The 16656-nt window shown below is 70.7% G+C and carries 15 protein-coding genes; 9 read left to right on the top strand and 6 right to left on the bottom strand.

Going from position 1 to position 16656, the window contains the following annotated elements; all coding sequences use genetic code 11:
* Positions 1-155 precede the first annotated feature (155 nt).
* From M8C13_RS29140 to M8C13_RS44735, 3 genes are all read left to right on the top strand, one after another.
* Positions 156-2036, top strand: a complete 1881-nt coding sequence (locus tag M8C13_RS29140; RefSeq protein WP_252483927.1) for an ABC transporter ATP-binding protein — start codon at positions 156-158, stop codon at positions 2034-2036.
* Positions 2037-2130: 94 nt separating this feature from the next.
* Positions 2131-2979, top strand: coding sequence for an HAD family phosphatase (locus M8C13_RS29135; RefSeq protein ID WP_252483991.1), 849 nt, complete (start codon positions 2131-2133; stop codon positions 2977-2979).
* A 313-nt stretch (positions 2980-3292) separates the two neighbouring features.
* Positions 3293-3598, top strand: a complete 306-nt coding sequence (locus M8C13_RS44735) for a DUF3040 domain-containing protein (RefSeq protein WP_256509879.1) — start codon at positions 3293-3295, stop codon at positions 3596-3598.
* Between the two features lie 208 nt (positions 3599-3806).
* On the opposite strand, the gene M8C13_RS29125 is transcribed toward M8C13_RS44735, so the two are convergent.
* On the bottom strand, positions 3807-4790 hold the full coding sequence (locus tag M8C13_RS29125) for a YafY family protein (RefSeq protein ID WP_252483926.1): 984 nt from the start codon (positions 4788-4790) through the stop codon (positions 3807-3809).
* Positions 4791-4883: 93 nt separating this feature from the next.
* Here M8C13_RS29125 and M8C13_RS29120 point away from each other — a divergent pair, with 93 nt between their 5' ends.
* Complete coding sequence (locus M8C13_RS29120; protein WP_252483925.1) at positions 4884-5960, top strand: epoxyqueuosine reductase; 1077 nt, start codon at positions 4884-4886, stop codon at positions 5958-5960.
* Positions 5960-7180 carry a beta-ketoacyl synthase gene (locus tag M8C13_RS29115; RefSeq protein WP_252483924.1) on the top strand — a complete coding sequence of 407 codons (1221 nt, stop codon included), beginning with the start codon at positions 5960-5962 and terminating at the stop codon, positions 7178-7180. Before M8C13_RS29120 ends, M8C13_RS29115 begins: the two co-directional genes overlap by 1 nt.
* A 257-nt stretch (positions 7181-7437) precedes the next feature.
* On the opposite strand, the gene M8C13_RS29110 is transcribed toward M8C13_RS29115, so the two are convergent.
* A complete protein-coding gene (locus M8C13_RS29110) occupies positions 7438-7893 on the bottom strand; it encodes a helix-turn-helix domain-containing protein (RefSeq protein ID WP_252483923.1) in 456 nt (151 codons plus the stop codon).
* 270 nt (positions 7894-8163) lie between these two features.
* Entirely contained in the window at positions 8164-9366 is a 1203-nt protein-coding gene (locus M8C13_RS29105) for an HNH endonuclease signature motif containing protein (protein WP_252483922.1), read from the bottom strand.
* Between the two features lie 356 nt (positions 9367-9722).
* On the opposite strand from M8C13_RS29105, the gene M8C13_RS29100 reads away from it, so the two are divergent.
* A complete protein-coding gene (locus M8C13_RS29100) occupies positions 9723-10646 on the top strand; it encodes a proteasome assembly chaperone family protein (RefSeq protein WP_252483921.1) in 924 nt (307 codons plus the stop codon).
* A 612-nt stretch (positions 10647-11258) separates the two neighbouring features.
* Here M8C13_RS29100 and M8C13_RS29095 read toward each other — a convergent pair.
* The 3 genes from M8C13_RS29095 to M8C13_RS29085 all read right to left on the bottom strand — a co-directional run bounded on the left by M8C13_RS29095 (position 11259) and on the right by M8C13_RS29085 (position 14186).
* Positions 11259-12266, bottom strand: coding sequence for a phosphatidylinositol-specific phospholipase C domain-containing protein (locus tag M8C13_RS29095; protein ID WP_252483920.1), 1008 nt, complete (start codon positions 12264-12266; stop codon positions 11259-11261).
* 448 nt (positions 12267-12714) lie between these two features.
* Positions 12715-12909: a ferredoxin gene (locus tag M8C13_RS29090; protein ID WP_252483919.1), complete on the bottom strand. Its 195-nt coding sequence runs from the start codon at positions 12907-12909 to the stop codon at positions 12715-12717.
* Between the two features lie 44 nt (positions 12910-12953).
* Positions 12954-14186 carry a cytochrome P450 gene (locus tag M8C13_RS29085; RefSeq protein WP_252483918.1) on the bottom strand — a complete coding sequence of 411 codons (1233 nt, stop codon included), beginning with the start codon at positions 14184-14186 and terminating at the stop codon, positions 12954-12956.
* A 173-nt stretch (positions 14187-14359) separates the two neighbouring features.
* Between M8C13_RS29085 and M8C13_RS29080 the strand changes: the two genes are divergently transcribed.
* The 3 genes from M8C13_RS29080 to M8C13_RS29070 all read left to right on the top strand — a co-directional run bounded on the left by M8C13_RS29080 (position 14360) and on the right by M8C13_RS29070 (position 16652).
* On the top strand, positions 14360-14962 hold the full coding sequence (locus M8C13_RS29080; RefSeq protein WP_252483917.1) for a TetR/AcrR family transcriptional regulator: 603 nt from the start codon (positions 14360-14362) through the stop codon (positions 14960-14962).
* A gap of 4 nt (positions 14963-14966) precedes the next feature.
* Positions 14967-15635, top strand: coding sequence for a TetR family transcriptional regulator (locus tag M8C13_RS29075; RefSeq protein WP_252483916.1), 669 nt, complete (start codon positions 14967-14969; stop codon positions 15633-15635).
* 414 nt (positions 15636-16049) lie between these two features.
* Positions 16050-16652 (top strand): hypothetical protein, encoded by a 603-nt coding sequence (locus M8C13_RS29070; RefSeq protein WP_252483915.1) that lies wholly within the window; start codon positions 16050-16052, stop codon positions 16650-16652.
* The last annotated feature ends 4 nt before the right edge of the window (positions 16653-16656 follow it).

The following is a 16656-nucleotide window of genomic DNA, read 5'->3' as shown; positions in this document are numbered from 1 at the left end:
GTCCCTTGACCTCTAGTTAAGTCGAGCTAACACACTCTCCTCATCAGCGACTTCGGTCCAGCAAGGACCACGGCGAGAAATTCACGCCGACTTTGTCGGGGGTGTGCGCAACCATCACCTCACGCACCGCCCCGGCCCGGACACTGTGGGGAGCCATGGACATCGACATGAACGCCTGGATGGCGCTGGAAAGCGCGATGCAGGACAAGTCAGGGCGCACGGTCACCCGTGCCACCCTGCGCCGCATCGCCCGCTTCGCCAAGCCGCAGCACCGCGCGGTGGCCATCCTGCTGGTGCTCAGCGCGCTGGCCGCGGTGCTCGCGGTGGCCACGCCGGTGCTGGCGGGCTGGGTGGTCGAGGCGATCGTGAACAAGCAGCCGGTGGACACCGTGGTCTGGCTGGCGGTGCTCATCGCCGGGATCGCGGTGGTGGAGGCCGGGCTGAGCATGGCCGAGCGCTGGCAGTCCTCCAGGGTCGGCGAGGACCTGATCCTGCGGCTGCGCGAGTCGGTCTTCGCGCACGTGCAGCGGATGCCGGTGGCCTTCTTCACCCGCACCCGCACCGGCGCGCTGGTCAGCCGCCTCAACAACGACGTGATCGCCGCCCAGCGCGCCTTCTCCAGCACGCTCTCCGGCGTGGTCACCAACATCATCGCGCTGGTGCTGGCCGTGGCGGTCATGGTCAGCCTGTCCTGGCAGGTCACCCTGCTCGCGCTGATCCTGTTGCCGGTCTTCGTGATCCCGGCCCGGCGGGTCGGGCGGCGGCTGGCCGGGATGGAGCGCGAGTCGGCCAACCTCAACTCGGCGATGACCACCCAGATGACCGAGCGGTTCTCCGCACCGGGCGCCACCCTGATCAAGCTGTTCGGCAGGCCTGCCGACGAGGAAGCCGAGTTCGGCAAGCGGGCCCAGCGGGTGCGCGACATCGGCGTGCGCACCGCGGTGCGGCAGTGGGTGTTCATGGTCGCGCTGGGCCTGGTCTCCGCGCTGGCCCTGGCCCTGGTCTACGGCCTCGGCGGCTACTTCGCGCTGACCGGCCAGTTGGAGGCGGGCACCGTGGTCACCCTGGCGCTGCTGATCACCCGGCTGTACTCGCCGCTGACCGCGCTGGCCGGGGCCCGGCTGGACGTGATGACCGCGCTGGTCAGCTTCGACCGGGTGTTCGAGGTGCTCGACCTCAAGCCGCTGATCGAGGAGAAGCCGGACGCCCGCGAGGTGCCGGAAGGCCCGGTGTCGGTGGAGTTCGACGACGTCCGCTTCAGCTACCCGGCCGCGGACAAGGTCTCCCTCGCCTCGTTGGAGGAAGTGGCCACTTTGGACAGTCGCGGCGGCGAGGAGGTGTTGCGCGGGGTGTCCTTCCGGGCCGAGCCCGGTCAGCTGATCGCCCTGGTCGGCTCCTCCGGCGCGGGCAAGTCCACTCTGGCCTCACTGACACCAAGGCTTTACGACGCCGACTCCGGCAGCATCCGGCTGGGCGGGGTGGACGTGCGCGACCTGTCCTTCGACGCGATCAGGGACACCGTCGGCATGGTCACCCAGGACGGCCACCTCTTCCACGAGAGCATCGGCGCGAACCTGCGGCTGGCCCGGCCCGGTGCCAGCGATGAGGACCTGTGGGACGCGCTGCGCCGCGCCCGCCTCGACGACCTGGTGGCCTCGCTGCCGGACGGCCTGGACACCGTGGTGGGGGAGCGCGGCTACCGGCTCTCCGGCGGTGAGCGGCAACGGCTGACCATCGCGCGGTTGCTGCTGGCCCAGCCCAGGGTGGTGATCCTGGACGAGGCCACCGCGCACCTGGACTCCAGCTCGGAGGCCGCGGTGCAGGAAGCGCTGGTGGAGGCGCTGGCCGGCCGGACCTCGCTGGTCATCGCGCACCGGCTGTCCACCATCAGGGCGGCGAACCTGATCCTGGTGGTGGAGAACGGCGAGGTGGTCGAGCGCGGCACGCACGAGGTGCTGCTGGCCAAGGGCGGCCGCTACGCCGAGCTGTACAACACGCAGTTCGCGGACAGCAAGGAATCCGTGATCGCTGGATAACCTGTACGCCTCGCGGCGCCGCCCGGATGCGGCGCCGCGAGCGGACGTTGGGGACAAAGGAGTTCTGGTGTCGGTGCGACGGCAAGTCGGCAGCATGACCGAGACGGTGGTCGAGCGGATGCCCGCCCCCGATCCCACCGCGGCCGCCTTCTTCGACGTGGACAACACCATGATCATGGGCGCCTCGATCTTCCACCTGGCCCGCGGCCTGGTCGAGCGCAAGTTCTTCCGCACCGCCGACCTGTTGGGCTTCGCCTGGAAACAGGTCAAGTTCCGGGTGCTGGGCCGCGAAGACCACCAGGGCATCGAGGACAGCAGAGAACAGCTCCTCTCCTTCGTCGCCGGTCGCCGCACCGACGAGCTGGCCGCCCTGTGCGAGGAGATCTTCGACTCCCGCATCGCCTCCCGCGTCTGGCCCGGCACCCGCTCCCTGGCCCAGCTGCACCTGGCCGCGGGCCAACGGGTCTGGCTGGTCACCGCCGCCCCGGTCGAGCTCGCCGAGATCATCGCCCGCCGCCTGGGCCTGACCGGCGCGCTGGGCACCGTCGGCGAACGCGAGAACGGCGTCTACACCGGCAAGCTCGTCGGCGGCCTGATGCACGGCCAGGCCAAGGCCGACGCGCTGCGCGTGCTGGCCGAGCGGGAGGGCCTGAACCTGGCCAACTGCGTGGCCTACTCCGACTCGCACAACGACCTGCCGATGCTCTCCGCGGTGGGCACCGCCATCGCGGTCAACCCCGACTCCGGCCTGCGCGAGATCGCCCGCGCCCGGGGCTGGGAGATCCGCGACTTCCGCACCGGCCGCAAAGCGATGAAGATCGGCCTCCCCACCATCCTGGCCACCTGCGCCCTGGCCGCCGCGATCACCGCCGCCGTAGCCGGCCGCCGCCGCACCTGGCAAGCCCCGCCCCCCGCGCTTGGCGAGGCCTGCCCCCGCGTCTGATTAGGCCCGCCCCCGCTCTTGGCTAGGCCTGCCCCCGCGTCTGATGAGCCCCGCCCCCGGCGTCTGACGAGCCCGCCCCCGCGCTTGGCGAGGTCCGCCCCCGCGTCTGACGAGCCCCGGTCCCCGCGTTTGGCGAGGTCCGCCCCCGCGTCTGACGAGCCCCGGTCCCCGCGTTCGACGAGGCCCGCCCCGCGTCTGACGAGGCGCGCCCCGGCGTTTGGTCAGGCCCAGTAGCGGAAATCCGGTACCTGCGCTGCCGTCCCAGCGCCCGCCCCGCACGGCGGAAACCAGACGCACAAGCGGGAGGACCGCCATGCTCAGCCAGGGTGACCGCCGCCGGCTGGAGGAACTGGCGAGCCAGCTGGAAGCCGAAGACCCCGCCTTCGCCGAGGGCCTGCGCGCCGGCCGCCCAGCCCCGCCCAGCGACGACCGCCGCTGGCCGGTCATCGCCACCGGCCTCATCGCCGCCACGGCCTTCCTCATCGCCATGGCAACCCTGTCCCTGCCCCTGCTGTTCGTCGCCCTGTTCGGCCTGGGCTGGTCCGTCACCGCCTACCGCGAACGCGTCCGCCGAGCCCACCACTGGACCACCCGCCCCCAATGGCGCCGCCTGAGCTGACCCCACCCCACCCCGCCGAACTGCCGCCCCACCACCCCGCCTGCCGCACGCCTTCGCCCACCCGCCTTACCACCGCACTACCAAGCCACCGCCCCGGCGATGCCCCGCGCTGCTTCAAGCCACCGCGCCCGCACGGCTTCCCAGCCGCCGCGCCTGCGCTTGCCCCGCGGCTTCTGGCCACCGCGCCCGCATCCTCCCCGCGTGGCCGCTAGTCGCTCGTCCGCGCCTGCCCCCGCGCCGCCTCGGGCACCGCCCGCTGCAACCGCTCCGCCATCGCCAGCAGGTTCGCGGCCAGCTCCGGCGCGTCCACCACCTCGAACTCGATCTCCATCGCGCCCAGCATCCACGCCAGCTGCCGCACATCCGTCGCACCCACGTGCAGCAGGCAACTCTCCGGCCCTTCCGGCTCCACCCGCCCGATCCCGGCGAAGTTCTGCGCCTCCGGCGCGTCCGCGGGCACCGGCAGCCGCACCGTGGACTGGTACTGCCACAACCGGGCCACCCGCTCGGCCACGAACGCCCCCGCGTCGTCGGTGGGCAGCTCGCGCGGGGTGAACCGGGGACCGGTCGGCACCTTGGGCCGCAACCGATCCACCCGGAAGGTCCGCCAGTCCGACCGGTGCACGTCCCAGGCCACCAGGTACCAGCGGCGGCCCCAGGTCACCAGGCGGTGCGGCTCGGTCTCGCGCAGGCTCTCGGTGCCGTCGTGGTTGCGGTAGTCGAACCGCAGCCGCTGGTGGTCCCGGCAGGCCGCGGCGATCGCGGTCAGGGTGTCCGCGGCCACCGTCGGCATCGAGGACCGGCTCGGCACGGTCGAGATCTGCAACGCCGCCACCCGGTGCCGCAACCGGGACGGCAACACCTGTTCCAGCTTCACCAGCGCCCGCAGCGAAGCCTCGCCGATGCCCTCGACGCTGCCGTTGGTCGCGGTGCGCAGCCCGATCGCCACCGCCACCGCTTCCTCGTCGTCGAGCAGCAGCGGCGGCAGGTCCGCCCCCGCACCCAGCCGGTAACCACCGGCGATGCCCTTGGTCGACTCGACCGGGTAGTCCAGGTCCCGCAGCTTCTCGACGTCCCGCCGCACCGTGCGGCCGGTCACGCCCAGCCGTTCGGCCAGCTCCGAACCCGACCACTCGCGTCGCATCTGCAGCAGAGTCAGCAGCCGGAGCAGCCGCGCCGAGGTCTCCTTCACCGCCCCATTCTGCCGCGACCAAGTAAGTCTTGATTTCAAACTCACCGGATGACATGGTGAGTTTGCTTTTCCGCCTGACCTTGGGAGCGTGTGATGGCAAGACTTCCGGCCCGTCTCGCCGGCCACCCGTCGGTGCGCGCGGTCCGCGAGCGGCAGGCTGCCACCGGCCCCCGCGAACCCCGGGTCATCGACGCGGCCTGGCTGCGCGAGCTCTGCCTGGCCGCGGGCGCCGACGACATGGGCGTGGTCCCCCTCGACCATCCCGACCTGGCCAGCGAACGCGAGCCCGCCCTGCACGCCCTGCCCGGCACCCGGAGCCTGATCTCGCTGGTGGTGCGGATGAACCGGGACAACGTCCGCTCACCCGCGCGCAGCGTCGCCAACCAGGAGTTCCACCGCACCGGCGAGATCATCAACGAGGCCGCGCGCACCATCGTCCGCGCCCTGGAAGACGCCGGGCACCGCGCGCTCAACCCCTCCGCCACCTTCCCGATGGAGATGGAGAACTACCCCGGCCGGATCTGGGTGGTCGCGCACAAGCCGGTCGCGGTGGCCGCGGGCCTGGGCGCCATGGGCATCCACCGCAACGTGATCCACCCGCGCTTCGGCAGCTTCGTCCTGCTGGCCACCCTGCTGGTGGACGCCGAGGTCAGCGCGTACGGGGCTGAGCTGGACTACAACCCCTGCCTGGAGTGCAAACTGTGCGTCGCGGCTTGCCCGATCGGGGCAATCGGCAAGAACGGAGAGTTCGACTTCCGCGCCTGCGCCACGCACAACTACCGCGAGTTCATGGGCGGCTTCACCGACTGGGTGGAGACGATCGCGGACAGTGCCGACGCCGAGGAGTACCGTGCCCGCGTCAGCCCGGGTGAGAGCGCGTCCATGTGGCAGAGCCTGGCGTTCAAGCCCAACTACAAGGCGGCCTACTGCCTGGCCGTCTGCCCGGCAGGGGAGGATGTACTCGCGCCCTACCTCGCCGATCGGAAGGACTTCATGAGCACCGTGGTGAAGCCCTTGCAGGACAAGGTGGAGACGCTCTACGTCACTCCCGGCTCACCAGCCGGGGACTACGCCCGACGCCGGTTCCCGCACAAGCCGGTGAAGGTGGTCGGCAACGGACTGCCCGTCACCAGGCCGCGGCAGGAAGAGCAGGAAGAGAAGGACGGTTGATGACCGAGGTTGTGATCACCGGGCTCGGCACGTTGAGCCCCCTGGGCGGCACCACGGCCGACACCTGGTCCGCGCTGCTGGCGGGCCAGTCCGGGGTCGAGACGCTCACCGACGACTGGGCGCAGGAACTGCCCGCCCGGCTCGCCGCCCGGATGGCGGTCGACCCGGCCAGTCAGCTCGAACGCGTGCAGGCCCGCCGGATGGACCGGTCCACCCAGGCCGCCCTGGTCGCCGCCCGTCAGGCGTGGGCCGACGCCGGCCTGGAGAAGGGCGCGGTCGACCCGAACCGGGTCGCGGTCGTCCTGGGCACCGGCATCGGCGGTGTCGGCACCCTGCTGGACAACTACGACGCGCTCCTCGGCCGCGGCTACCGCCGGGTCTCCCCGCGCATGGTCCAGATGATCATGCCCAACAGCGCCGCCGCCACGGTCAGCATCGACCTGGACGCCCGCGCCGGCGCCATCTGCCCAGCCAGCGCCTGCGCCACCGGCGCCGAGGCCCTGGCCCACGCCCTGGACCTGATCCGGCTGGGCCGCGCCGACGTCGTGGTCACCGGTGGCACCGAGGCCTGCGTCCGCTCGGTGACCATGGCCGGCTTCGCCCAGGCCCAGGCCATGTCCACCCGCAACGACGAGCCGCACCGCGCCTCCCGGCCCTACGACAAGGGCCGCGACGGCTTCGTCCTCGGCGAGGGCGCCGCCGTCCTGGTCATCGAACGCGCCGACGTCGCCGCCGCCAGGGGCCGCACCCCGTACGCCACCTTCGCCGGCGCCGCCATCACCTCCGACGCCTACGACATGGTCGGCCTGCACCCCCAGGGCGACGGCCAGATCCGCGCCATGGAGACGGCCCTGCGCGAAGCGGGCTTGTCCGCCAAGGACATCCACCACGTCAACGCCCACTCCACCGGCACCCCGGGCGGCGACATGCTGGAAGCGAAGGCCATCTACGACGTCTTCGGCGACCAGCCCCTGGTCTCGGCCACCAAGTCCATGACCGGCCACCTCCTCGGCGCGGCCGGCGCCTTGGAAGCGGTGTTCACCGTCCTGGCCATCCACCACGACGTGGCCCCGCCGACCCGCAACCTGGAGAACCCGGAGGACGCCCTCCAGATCCAGGTCACCAGGGACACCCCGGTCAACCTGCCCATCAACGCCGCATTGTCGAACTCCTTCGGTTTTGGCGGCCACAACACCGCGTTGGTCTTCCGCAAGCCCTGACCAGCCCCGGCCCGAGCCAACCGGGCCAGCCCCGGGATCGTGCCCTGGGGCAGCCGGACAGCGAGACCTGAACCGGCTGCCCCAGGGCATATCCGGGCCGACGTTCCGGCCCAGAGCCAGGCCCACGCCCAGACTCAGGTGCAAGGTGCCTGGGCCGCCTCGGCCTTGCGGTCGTTGCCTGCCTCCAGGCCTGTCCCCGGAGCGGTTCGAGCACAGCGTGCGGGGCGCCGGGGACGCCAGCCGCCCGGCCGAGCGACTCAGTCGACCGTCCGGCCCTGCGCCGTCCACTCCGGACTGGCGAACCTCGCGCGTAGTTCGCCAACGGCCGGTTCGGCGCCGCAGGACCGGCAGGTCGGCACGGTCTCCAGGTCCGCACCGCAGCTGTGCTCGAACGTCACCGGCGCGACGTCCATGAGGTGCTGGTCACCCCACTGCCGCAACAGGTGCAGCACTCCGCGTAGCTCCAGTCCCGCCTCCGTGGCGTGATACTCGAACCGCGGCGGCCGCTCGCTGTACTGGACACGTTCCAGCACACCCGCATCGACCAGCTTTCGCAGCCGGGCGGCGAGAATGTCGCGCGGTGCCCCGATGTTCCGGACCATGCCATCGAACCGGCACACCCCGTAGAACACCTCACGCAGCACCAGCAACGAGTACTTCTCACCGACCACGGCCAGCGTGGCGGCGATGGAACATGGGCGTGGCGAACTCATAGCTCCACGGTAGACGAGACCGTTTGGATACCCAATGCTCTAGCTTCCAGTGAACCTCCCAGGGCTCTGACCTGGTTGGCCGGGCTTTTTCTCGGTCCGGCCTTCTGGTGGTGGACTTTCCTTTGTGGACAGTGCCGGTGGCACCTCATGCCGGCGTGAGGTGCCCGGCGGCCTCCGCGTGCTGAGCGGGGCACGCGGTGGTTGGCGATCCGCCCTGCCCTCGGCGCCGTGGGCCGCGGGCCGGTGGCGAGGCGGGGCTTGCGGTTCAGGTCATCGCGGCTCCGGGGAGGTGTGGTAGACGCGGTTGGTGGGCGAGGTCCAGGTGAAGCGGCCACCCGGATGCTGGTTCAGCCGCCAGGGCCAGGCGGTGGTCTGCTTGAGCCGGTGGTGGTGACGGCACAGCGGACCGAGGTTGTCGGGACTGGTGGGACCTCCGTTCTCGTGCGGGATGGTGTGGTCGAGGTCCGAGTCGTGGGCCTTGCGACGACAACCGGGGAAGGTGCAACGCGGGTTGCGCGCCTTGACCAGCTCGGTCATCCAGGTCGGCGGTTTGTAGCGCCGGGCGTCGTAGCCGACCACCGAGCCGTCCGGCCCGGTGAGCAGTCGTTTGATGTTGGCGTCCATGGCCAGTTCGCGGGCCGTCTCGGCGGTGATGGGACCGTGGTCGGCCAGCTCGGCGGGCTCGTCGTCGCCGAGCAGGGTGGTGATCGGCACGGTCACCCGGATCTCGGTGCTGACCGAACCGCCGTTCGCCTTGCCGGACAACAGGTCCAGCGCCACATCGGTGCGGGTCTGGTCGAGTGTCCGCTCCTCGTCCCGCACCGTTCGGGCGAGCTTGTCGACGTAGCGGAAGGCGGCCTGGGTCTGCGGGGCAGGCGCCTTCACCGAGAGCACGGCCATGCCGTCGTCCTCGGCCCACAGCGACAGCTGCCGGGACTCCGCTGCCTTTTCCTCTCTCTTGCGGGCGGCGCCGGGGTCGGCGCGGATGACCGCGCGGCGCAGCATCGAACGCAGGCTGCCCACGCTGCGGGACCGCGCGTCGGGCAGCACCCGGTCCTCGACCGTGGCCGCCTGGTCGTCGGCGAGTGGCGCCACGGCTTCGGCGATCGCCTTGGCTTTCATGTAGTCGATCCGGCCTTCCGTCAACGCGTCCAGGGTTCTGGGCAGGCGGCGGAGGTCGAGGGCGGTGGCCAGCCTGACCGCGGCCGCGCGTGGGCTCCAGCCCAGCGCCGCGGCGATCTCGTCCTCGACGAACTCGTGGATTCCGTACTTGTCATGGGTTCGGTGTTCGGCGAACCTGGCCAGGGCCTGCATCTCGACCGACTCGACGAAAGCCTTGATCCGTTGGCAGTCCTGCAAACGATCGAGCAACGCGTCGTCGTCCAAAGTGGACATATCAGCGGAGAGGGCGCCCATCGTGGCGTCAACAGACCGGGGCTGAGGTGCGTCGAGCACGGCGAGCTGCTCGAACATGGCATCAGCCCAGCGTGGGGAATGGGGCGGGAATGGCAGGTTCACCACGGGCGAAACGTGTGGCCCATTGGTCAGTGAATTGTGTTGTCAGGTAACGAAAAAACGCTGACAAACGAGCGATTTTTGACGCTGTGTTCGAAGCTGTGGCGGTGCTGCCGGGAGGCGAGGCCTGAGCTCGCGTCCCGGGGTGCGGGCGACTGCCGGGTGGGGGCTGGCGACGGGGGCGCCGCGGTTCTGGGTGCCATGCATGGCATATAACCGCTTGAGTATCTGGTGCGTCAAATTGATCTGACGGGAATGGTGTCACCCGGTTGGGCGTTCTCGATACAGACGCACGGTAAGACGAGCAGGAGGCTGTGGTGCTGAATCCGGAGAACCTGTACGAGGTGGACTCCGATGTCCCGGACCTGACCGGAGCGGTACTGCTGCACCACTTCGACGGGTTCATGGACGCGGGCGCGGCCGGTCGGGTGCTGGTCGAGCACCTGCTGGAGAACTACGAGCACCGCGAGATCGCGCGGTTCGACGTGGACGGCCTGATCGACTACCGCTCACGGCGGCCCCTGATGACCTACTCGACGGACCGGTGGGCCGATTTTGCCGGACCCGAGCTCGTGGTGTATCTGTTGCACGACGGCATCGGCACCCCGTTCCTCTTGCTCACTGGGCCTGAGCCGGATGTGCGGTGGGAAGCTTTCACCCAGGCTGTGCGCAGCCTGATCGAACGGTGGGGCGTCCGGCTGACCGTCGGTTTCCACGGGATTCCCATGGGGGTTCCGCACACGCGACCGCTGGGCGTGGTGGCCCACGCGACGCGCCGGGAACTGATCTCCGAACACCAGCCGTTCTTCAACCGGGTGCAGGTACCCGGCAACGTGAGCGCGTTGCTGGAACTGCGCCTCGGCGAGAGCGGTCACGACGCCATCGGGTTCGCCGCGCAGGTGCCGCACTACCTCGCGCAGTCGACCTATCCGGCGGTCGCGATGACCCTGCTCGACCACGTGGTGCGCGCCACCGGGCTGGTGCTGCCCGCGGACTCGTTGCGGGAGACCGCGCGCCGGGCTGACGCCGAGGTGCAGCGGCAGGTCGTGGAGTCGGAGGAGATCGCGCAGGTGGTGGGCGCACTGGAGCGGCAGTACGACGCGTTCGCCGAAGCCGCGGGCAAGGAGAGCCTGCTGCTGGAAACGGCCGAGGACATGCCGAGCGCCGAGGAACTGGGCGCCGAGGTCGAGCGGTTCCTGGCCGAGCAGCAGGGCTTCACCGATCCCCGGGACAACTGAACACGAGCTCGCCTCGACTGTTCGGCCGCCAAGGCCGGGCAACGGGTTGGCGCGATGGCGGCTGGGCCGGGATGACCGGTCAGGCCGAGGTAGCGCAGAGGGCGGCAGGGGCTGGGCAGGCCGAGACAACGCGGTTGGCGGCACTGCACGGTTGGCGACACTGGCAGGGCCGGGCAGTGAGCATGCCTGGTGTGACCGGTGTGGTCGGCAACTGGTGCTGACGGCTGGGTAGCCGACGTCATCGGCGTGGCTGGGGTGACCGGCACCGCTGGCGCGGGCGGCTGGTCGCTGCCCCGTGGCGGCCCGGTAGCGGTTCGGGCGTCGCACTTCGCACCGCCGGTACGCGATCCGTTTGGGCAGAACGGGTAAGCGGCTAGTGAGCGAGGCCGGTCGCGATGGCTGGTGCGGCTTGCGGTCCGGGATCCCGGGCGCGGGCTGTGCGGGCCAGGGCGGCGGGCCGGCCCGCACAACGTCCACGGCCGCTGGTGCGGACACCAATCATCCTACGATTGGGCCGAAGCGGTGACAACGTCCGATGCCGGACTCGGACGCGGTGACGGGCGTGCGCCTGAGCGGCTCCGTTGTGGGCGGGGAGCCGCCGGGCGGTGTGGGTCAGCCGGTGATGTAGGCGACGATGGCTGGGGCGCGCCAGTCGCTGGAGACGATGGTGGCGCCCTTGGCGGACAGGTCGCGGACCCTGGCCTGGGCGTCGGGGACCGGTGGGTTCACGCCGTCGATCGCCGGGGCCACGCGGTGGGCGTCGGTCATGACCACGAAGTACTTGCCGCCCAGGTACGTGCCGGGGTAGCCGGCGTAGGCACTGGCGTCGCCGTCGAAGGCGACGATCCAGGGCGCGCGGTTGCCGCCGCGGTCGCCGGTGCGCGGGTCGGACGGCGCGGCGCCGTTGATCGCCGGGAAGGCCATGGTGGTGGCCAGGGTTCCGGTGCTGTTGGCGTTGATCAGGCGGTCGGCGTACTCCACGTCGGTGTGGTAGCGGTCGAAGGGGTTCGCGGCCTCCAGGGTGCCGCGTTCGACCAGGAGCAGGAACTTGCCGGTGAGGGCGGCGCGGGCAGGCCAGGCTCCGGACTGGGCGGCGGCGTCCAGGGTGGGGTGGTCGCCCTTGAGCTGGGCGGGGCCGAAGACGTTGGCAGCGCCCAGGTTGTCTGCGATGAGGCGGTCGAGTTCCGCGGGGCCGAAGCCGCCGCGGCCGTCGAAGCCGTTCTTCATCTCCAGCTTGAGCACGACCAGGGGGTGGTTCGGCTGGTTCTCGTGCCACAGGCGGATGTTGCGCAGACAGGTGGCCAGGTTCTGGTCGCGGGCGCCGGTGCGCAGCTGCTGGTAGGTGTCCGCGGCGGCGCAGTTGTTGCTGTTGCCGGGATCGTGGCTGACCTTGAAGTCCCTGGTGCCGAAGAAGTTCGTCCAGACGTCCAGTTCGAGCATGCCCGCGCCGGAGTCCAGGGCGTCCACCAGATACGGGAAGGTGGACTGGATGTAGGCGTTGTGCACGCCGACCGTGGTGGCTCCGGTCGCGGTGCTCGCCTGGGCGGGAAGGGCGGTGGCGGCCAGGGCCAGCAGGGCCGCGCCGACGGCGGTGGCCGCGCGAGCGAGTGGGCGATGCATCGTTGCGCTCCTCAAACCGAAACCCGGTGGTGGATGAGGAGAAACTAGCCGGGTCAGATGTGCGCGGGATGTCCGCTGGATGGCCGGTTTCTTGATCACTGGGAGCGGCTGTTTCCGCCGCGGCGGGGGCGGGGCAGGCCGGGGCCCGACGGATTGGCGACAGCGGGGCAGCGGATTGGCGGTGGCCGGGTCCGGGGCCGGGTCCGAGGCGGGGCCGGGGCGAGGGCTGGCGGACCGGTAGGGCGGGCGCGGCGGATTGACGGGTCGCGCGGCTACGGCCCAATGGGTGTGGCCGAATGGCTAGGGCCGGATGGGTGGAATGTCGACGGTGCGACCGGGAGTGCGGTGCCGGGGAGGCGATGGAATTGCCTTGGGCAATTGGGCGCCGACCGGCGCGGCAATTGTCTGCGCGCGCCGGTCGGTTCAGATATGTGACCCGCTGGAGAATTCAGTCCTCGACGTGGATGGCCATCGCGGGACACAGCACCGCGGCCTCGCGCACCGCCTCACCCAGTTCGGCCGGCGGCTCCGCCTGGAGCAGCACGACCACGCCGTCCTCGTCCCGCTGGTCGAACACCTCGCCGGCGGCCAGCACGCACTGGCCGGCGCCGACGCAGGCTTCTTCGTCGATGTTGACGCGCATTTCCAACTCCTGTTGTGCGGTGGTGGGTCGCGGCCGCCGGCCGGTCAGGCCTGGACGTCCCAGGTGACCGGCAACGAACGTACGCCGTACACGAGAGCGTCGTGCTTGAACTCGATTTTCTCGAAGGGAATTCCCAGACGCAGCGTCGGGATCCTCGTGAAGAGCCTGGCGAAGACTTCCTGCAGCTCCACCCGGGCGAGCTGCTGGCCGAGGCACTGGTGGGCGCCGTAGCCGAAGGTCAGGTGCGCGCTGGCGTTGCGGCTGAAGTCGATCTCGTCGGGGCGGTCGAACACCGACTCCTGCCGGTTGCCGGAGGACAGCGCGGCGATGACGAACTCGCCCTCCTTGAACACCACGTTGCCCACCGGCAGGTCCTCCACCACCCGGCGGAACACGCCGAACTGCACCACCGACAGGTACCGCAGCATCTCCTCGACCGCGGCGGGGGCGATCGACGGGTCGGCGCGCAGCTCGGCCAGCCGGTCCGGGTGCCGCAGCAGCGCGGCGGCGCTGAGTGCGATCATGTTCGCGGTGGTCTCGTGCCCGGCGATCAGCAGCGAGATGCCGAGAGTGACCAGCTCTTCCACGGTCAGCGGCGTGCCGGAGGCGTTGGCGCGCTGGATCAGCCTGCCGAGCAGGTCCTCATCGGTCGGGTTGGCCAGCTTCGTCATGACCAGCTGGGCCATGTAGCCCTGGATCTGACCACTGGCCGCCAGCCGCTGCTCCTGGGTGATGTCGACCTTGAGCAGCACGCCGCTGGCCGCCTGGAACATCTCCCGGTCGGCGTAGGGCACGCCGAGCAGCTCGCAGATCACCAGCGACGGGATCGGCAGGCCGAAGTCGTGGTACAGGTCAGCCTCGGTGCCCGCCAGCATCGCGTCGAGGTGCTGGTCCACCAACTCGGCGATGTAGGGCCGCATCGCCTGGATGCGCTTGACGGTGAACTCCGGGGTCAGCAGCCTGCGCAGCCGGGAGTGCTCGGGGCCGTCGTGGTGCAGGATCGAGCCGGGGTTGGCCGGGGCGTCGAGGTCGGCCTCGGTGTTGACGTGGTTGGACGGCGAGGCGGCCCGCGAGTTCAGCCGGGGGTCGGCCAGCACGCTGCGCACGTCCTCGTACCGGGTGACCAGCCACGCGTCCACGCCGACCGGGCAGCTCACCTTGCTCACCGGGGCGCTCTCCCGCAGCTCCCGGTACTCCGCGGCGGGGTCGAACGGACAGCCCGGGGGCCGGGTGTCGGGGAAGGCGGCGGTGGCGGGCGCGCCGGCGGTCTCGGTCATGACCGGGGGAGTCCTCTCGGTGGGGGGAGTCGAGCGTCGGGGCATGTGTATAAAACTGGCAGTTACTGCCACTATGCCAACGCTGCCACTATGCCACGTGTGTCGAACACCTGGCGGGTGCGGTCCGTGCTGTTAGCCTCCGGGCGAAGAGGGGCTGGTCAGGAGGTGCGCCGATGGGGCTGCGCGAGGTGAAGATGCAGCGCACCCGGCTGCTGATCGCCGACAAGGCACTGGAGCTGTTCGCGGCGCAGGGCTTCGAGGCGACCACGATCGAACAGGTCGCCGCCGCGGCCGAGGTCGGCACCCGCACGCTCTACCGCTACTTCCCGACCAAGGAGTCGCTGATCGCGGGCTTCGTCGAGGAGCACCTCACCGACTCCCTCGAGGTCATGCGCGCCCAGCCCGCGGACCGCCCGCTGCCCGAGGCGCTGCACGCGGTGCTGGCCCGGTTGATGCGGGTGGTCACCGAGGACTCCGACCGGGTCGTCGCGGTGTACGCGCTGGCCAGGCACACCGACTCGCTGCAGGCCAGGCTGGCCGAGCAGACCTGGCGCTGGCGCGACGAGCTGGCCACCGAGATCGCCGCCAGGATCGGCGGGCCCTCGGTCCGCCTGGTGGCCGCGCTGGCCGCGGCCACCGCCATGGGGCTGATCGAGGTGGTGCTGCGGGAGTGGGTGGACGGCGGCGGCACCCGGCCACTGTCGGAGATCACCCGCGACGCGCTCAAGCTCCTGCACGCGGGCGCGGTCCCGCTACCGGAACAACAGGGACGCTGACACCGTGGACGAGGTCTCCGAGCAGTCGTGTCCGCCGCGGCGGGTCCGCAACCCGTGGGGCCACGGCGACCGCCTGCGGCAGGAGATCCTGTGCGCCACCGAGCGGCTGCTCGGCGAGCTGGACACCGACGACGCGCTGACCATTCGCGGCGTGGCCAGGGCCGCCGGGATCGCGCCCGCCAGCATCTACCCGCACTTCGGCGACCTGACCGAGCTGGTCGGCGCGCTGCTGGCCGATCAGCTGCGGCGGATGGCCGAGGTGATGGCACAGGCCAGGGACGAGGCGGAGCCGGGTGATCCGCTGGCCAGGCTGGGCGCGATCATGCGGGCCTACCTGTGCTTCGCCACCGGCAACCCGGCGCACCAGCGCGTGCTGCTGAGCTTCCCCAAGGGCGTTGGCGTCTCCTGGAGCGACAGCGCGACCACCCGCCCCGGCATGGAGATCGGCCTGATCGTCATCGAGGCGCTGGAGGCCTGCGCCGCCGCAGGCCATCCGCTGCGGGTGCCGCCACAGCTGGCCTGCCAGCTCATCCTGGTCGGGGCACTCGGCCGGGTGGTGCTGGCGCAGGCCAGCCGGGGGCACTACGACGGGGCGAGCGTGCCGGAGTTCGTCACCGAGCTGATGTCGCTGGTGTTCGAGCGCAGCGTGCAGCCGACCGCGTTCAGCCTCTGAGGTGACCTGCGCCACAAACGAGCCTGGGGCGGGTAACCGCCTGCCTAGCATCGGCGCGGCAACTTACTGAACAAGCGTTCGTCAACGCTGGGGATCAATTCTCCCCGGCCGGTGTGGCGGCGGGGATCCCAGGGCGGGCAGTGTCGGTCCTTTCTCCGCCGGCGAGTCCGGTCCGGGTCGAGGAAGGGAGAGCCTCCGGAGGCCGTCGTGGAGTTTCGCCACGCCCGTCGGCCACACCCGCCCGGAGGCTCTCCCGGCCCTTTCTGGTCGCATATGTGAAAGCCTTGTCGGACTACGTTCCGTGTCCTAATGTGACGTCACCCCGCCAACCTGGTAAGCGCTTTCGAACGCTGATACCGGCCCCTGCAAACGTCGGTATTCCTCGTTCGTACGCGCCTTTTCTTGGAGGTTGGAATGCCGAGAAAACGCCGTGTCCTTGCTGTGCTCGCGGTCCTGGGTGGGCTGGTGCTCACCGCCCCTGCCGCGCAGGCCCAGGTCGAGGGCGGTGGCTGGTCCTCCCGTTCCCCTGGCTTCAACGTCCAGCAGCGCGGCTGCGGCCAGGTGAACAACCTGACCTTCACCCTGACCTGCTCCACCGCGAGCGGGGATCAGCGCGCGGAACGCAGGTACGACACCTATGGAGGTGGCACCTACCAGTTCGAGGGGTCCTTCCGGGTGCAGAGCCTGGGCGGCACCCGGATCTCGCTGAAGCAGACCTTCCGCGAAGGTCCCACCGCCGGACCGTTCTTCATGCTCGCGGTGGAGCGCGGCGGGCGGATGTACGCGGTGCACGGCGGCGCGACCATCGCCTCCGGGGCCACCGTCGGCGCGACCGTGCGGGTCAACACCGTGCACCAGGTCGGCAGCGAGCACCGCACCTACATCAACGGTTCCCTGCGGCACAGCTACGCCAGCTCCGGCAGCCAGTTCTACGACAAGTTCGGCGCCTACCGCACCAGCAGCGGTCAGGGTCCGGCCACCGTGGTGTGGAGCGGAATCCGCTTCTGGCGCAAGTGATTTC

Source organism: Crossiella sp. SN42 (genome assembly GCF_023897065.1).
GTDB lineage: Bacteria > Actinomycetota > Actinomycetes > Mycobacteriales > Pseudonocardiaceae > Crossiella.
Note: the sequence above shows the minus strand (reverse complement) of the source record. Positions and strands in the feature narration are given on the sequence as shown.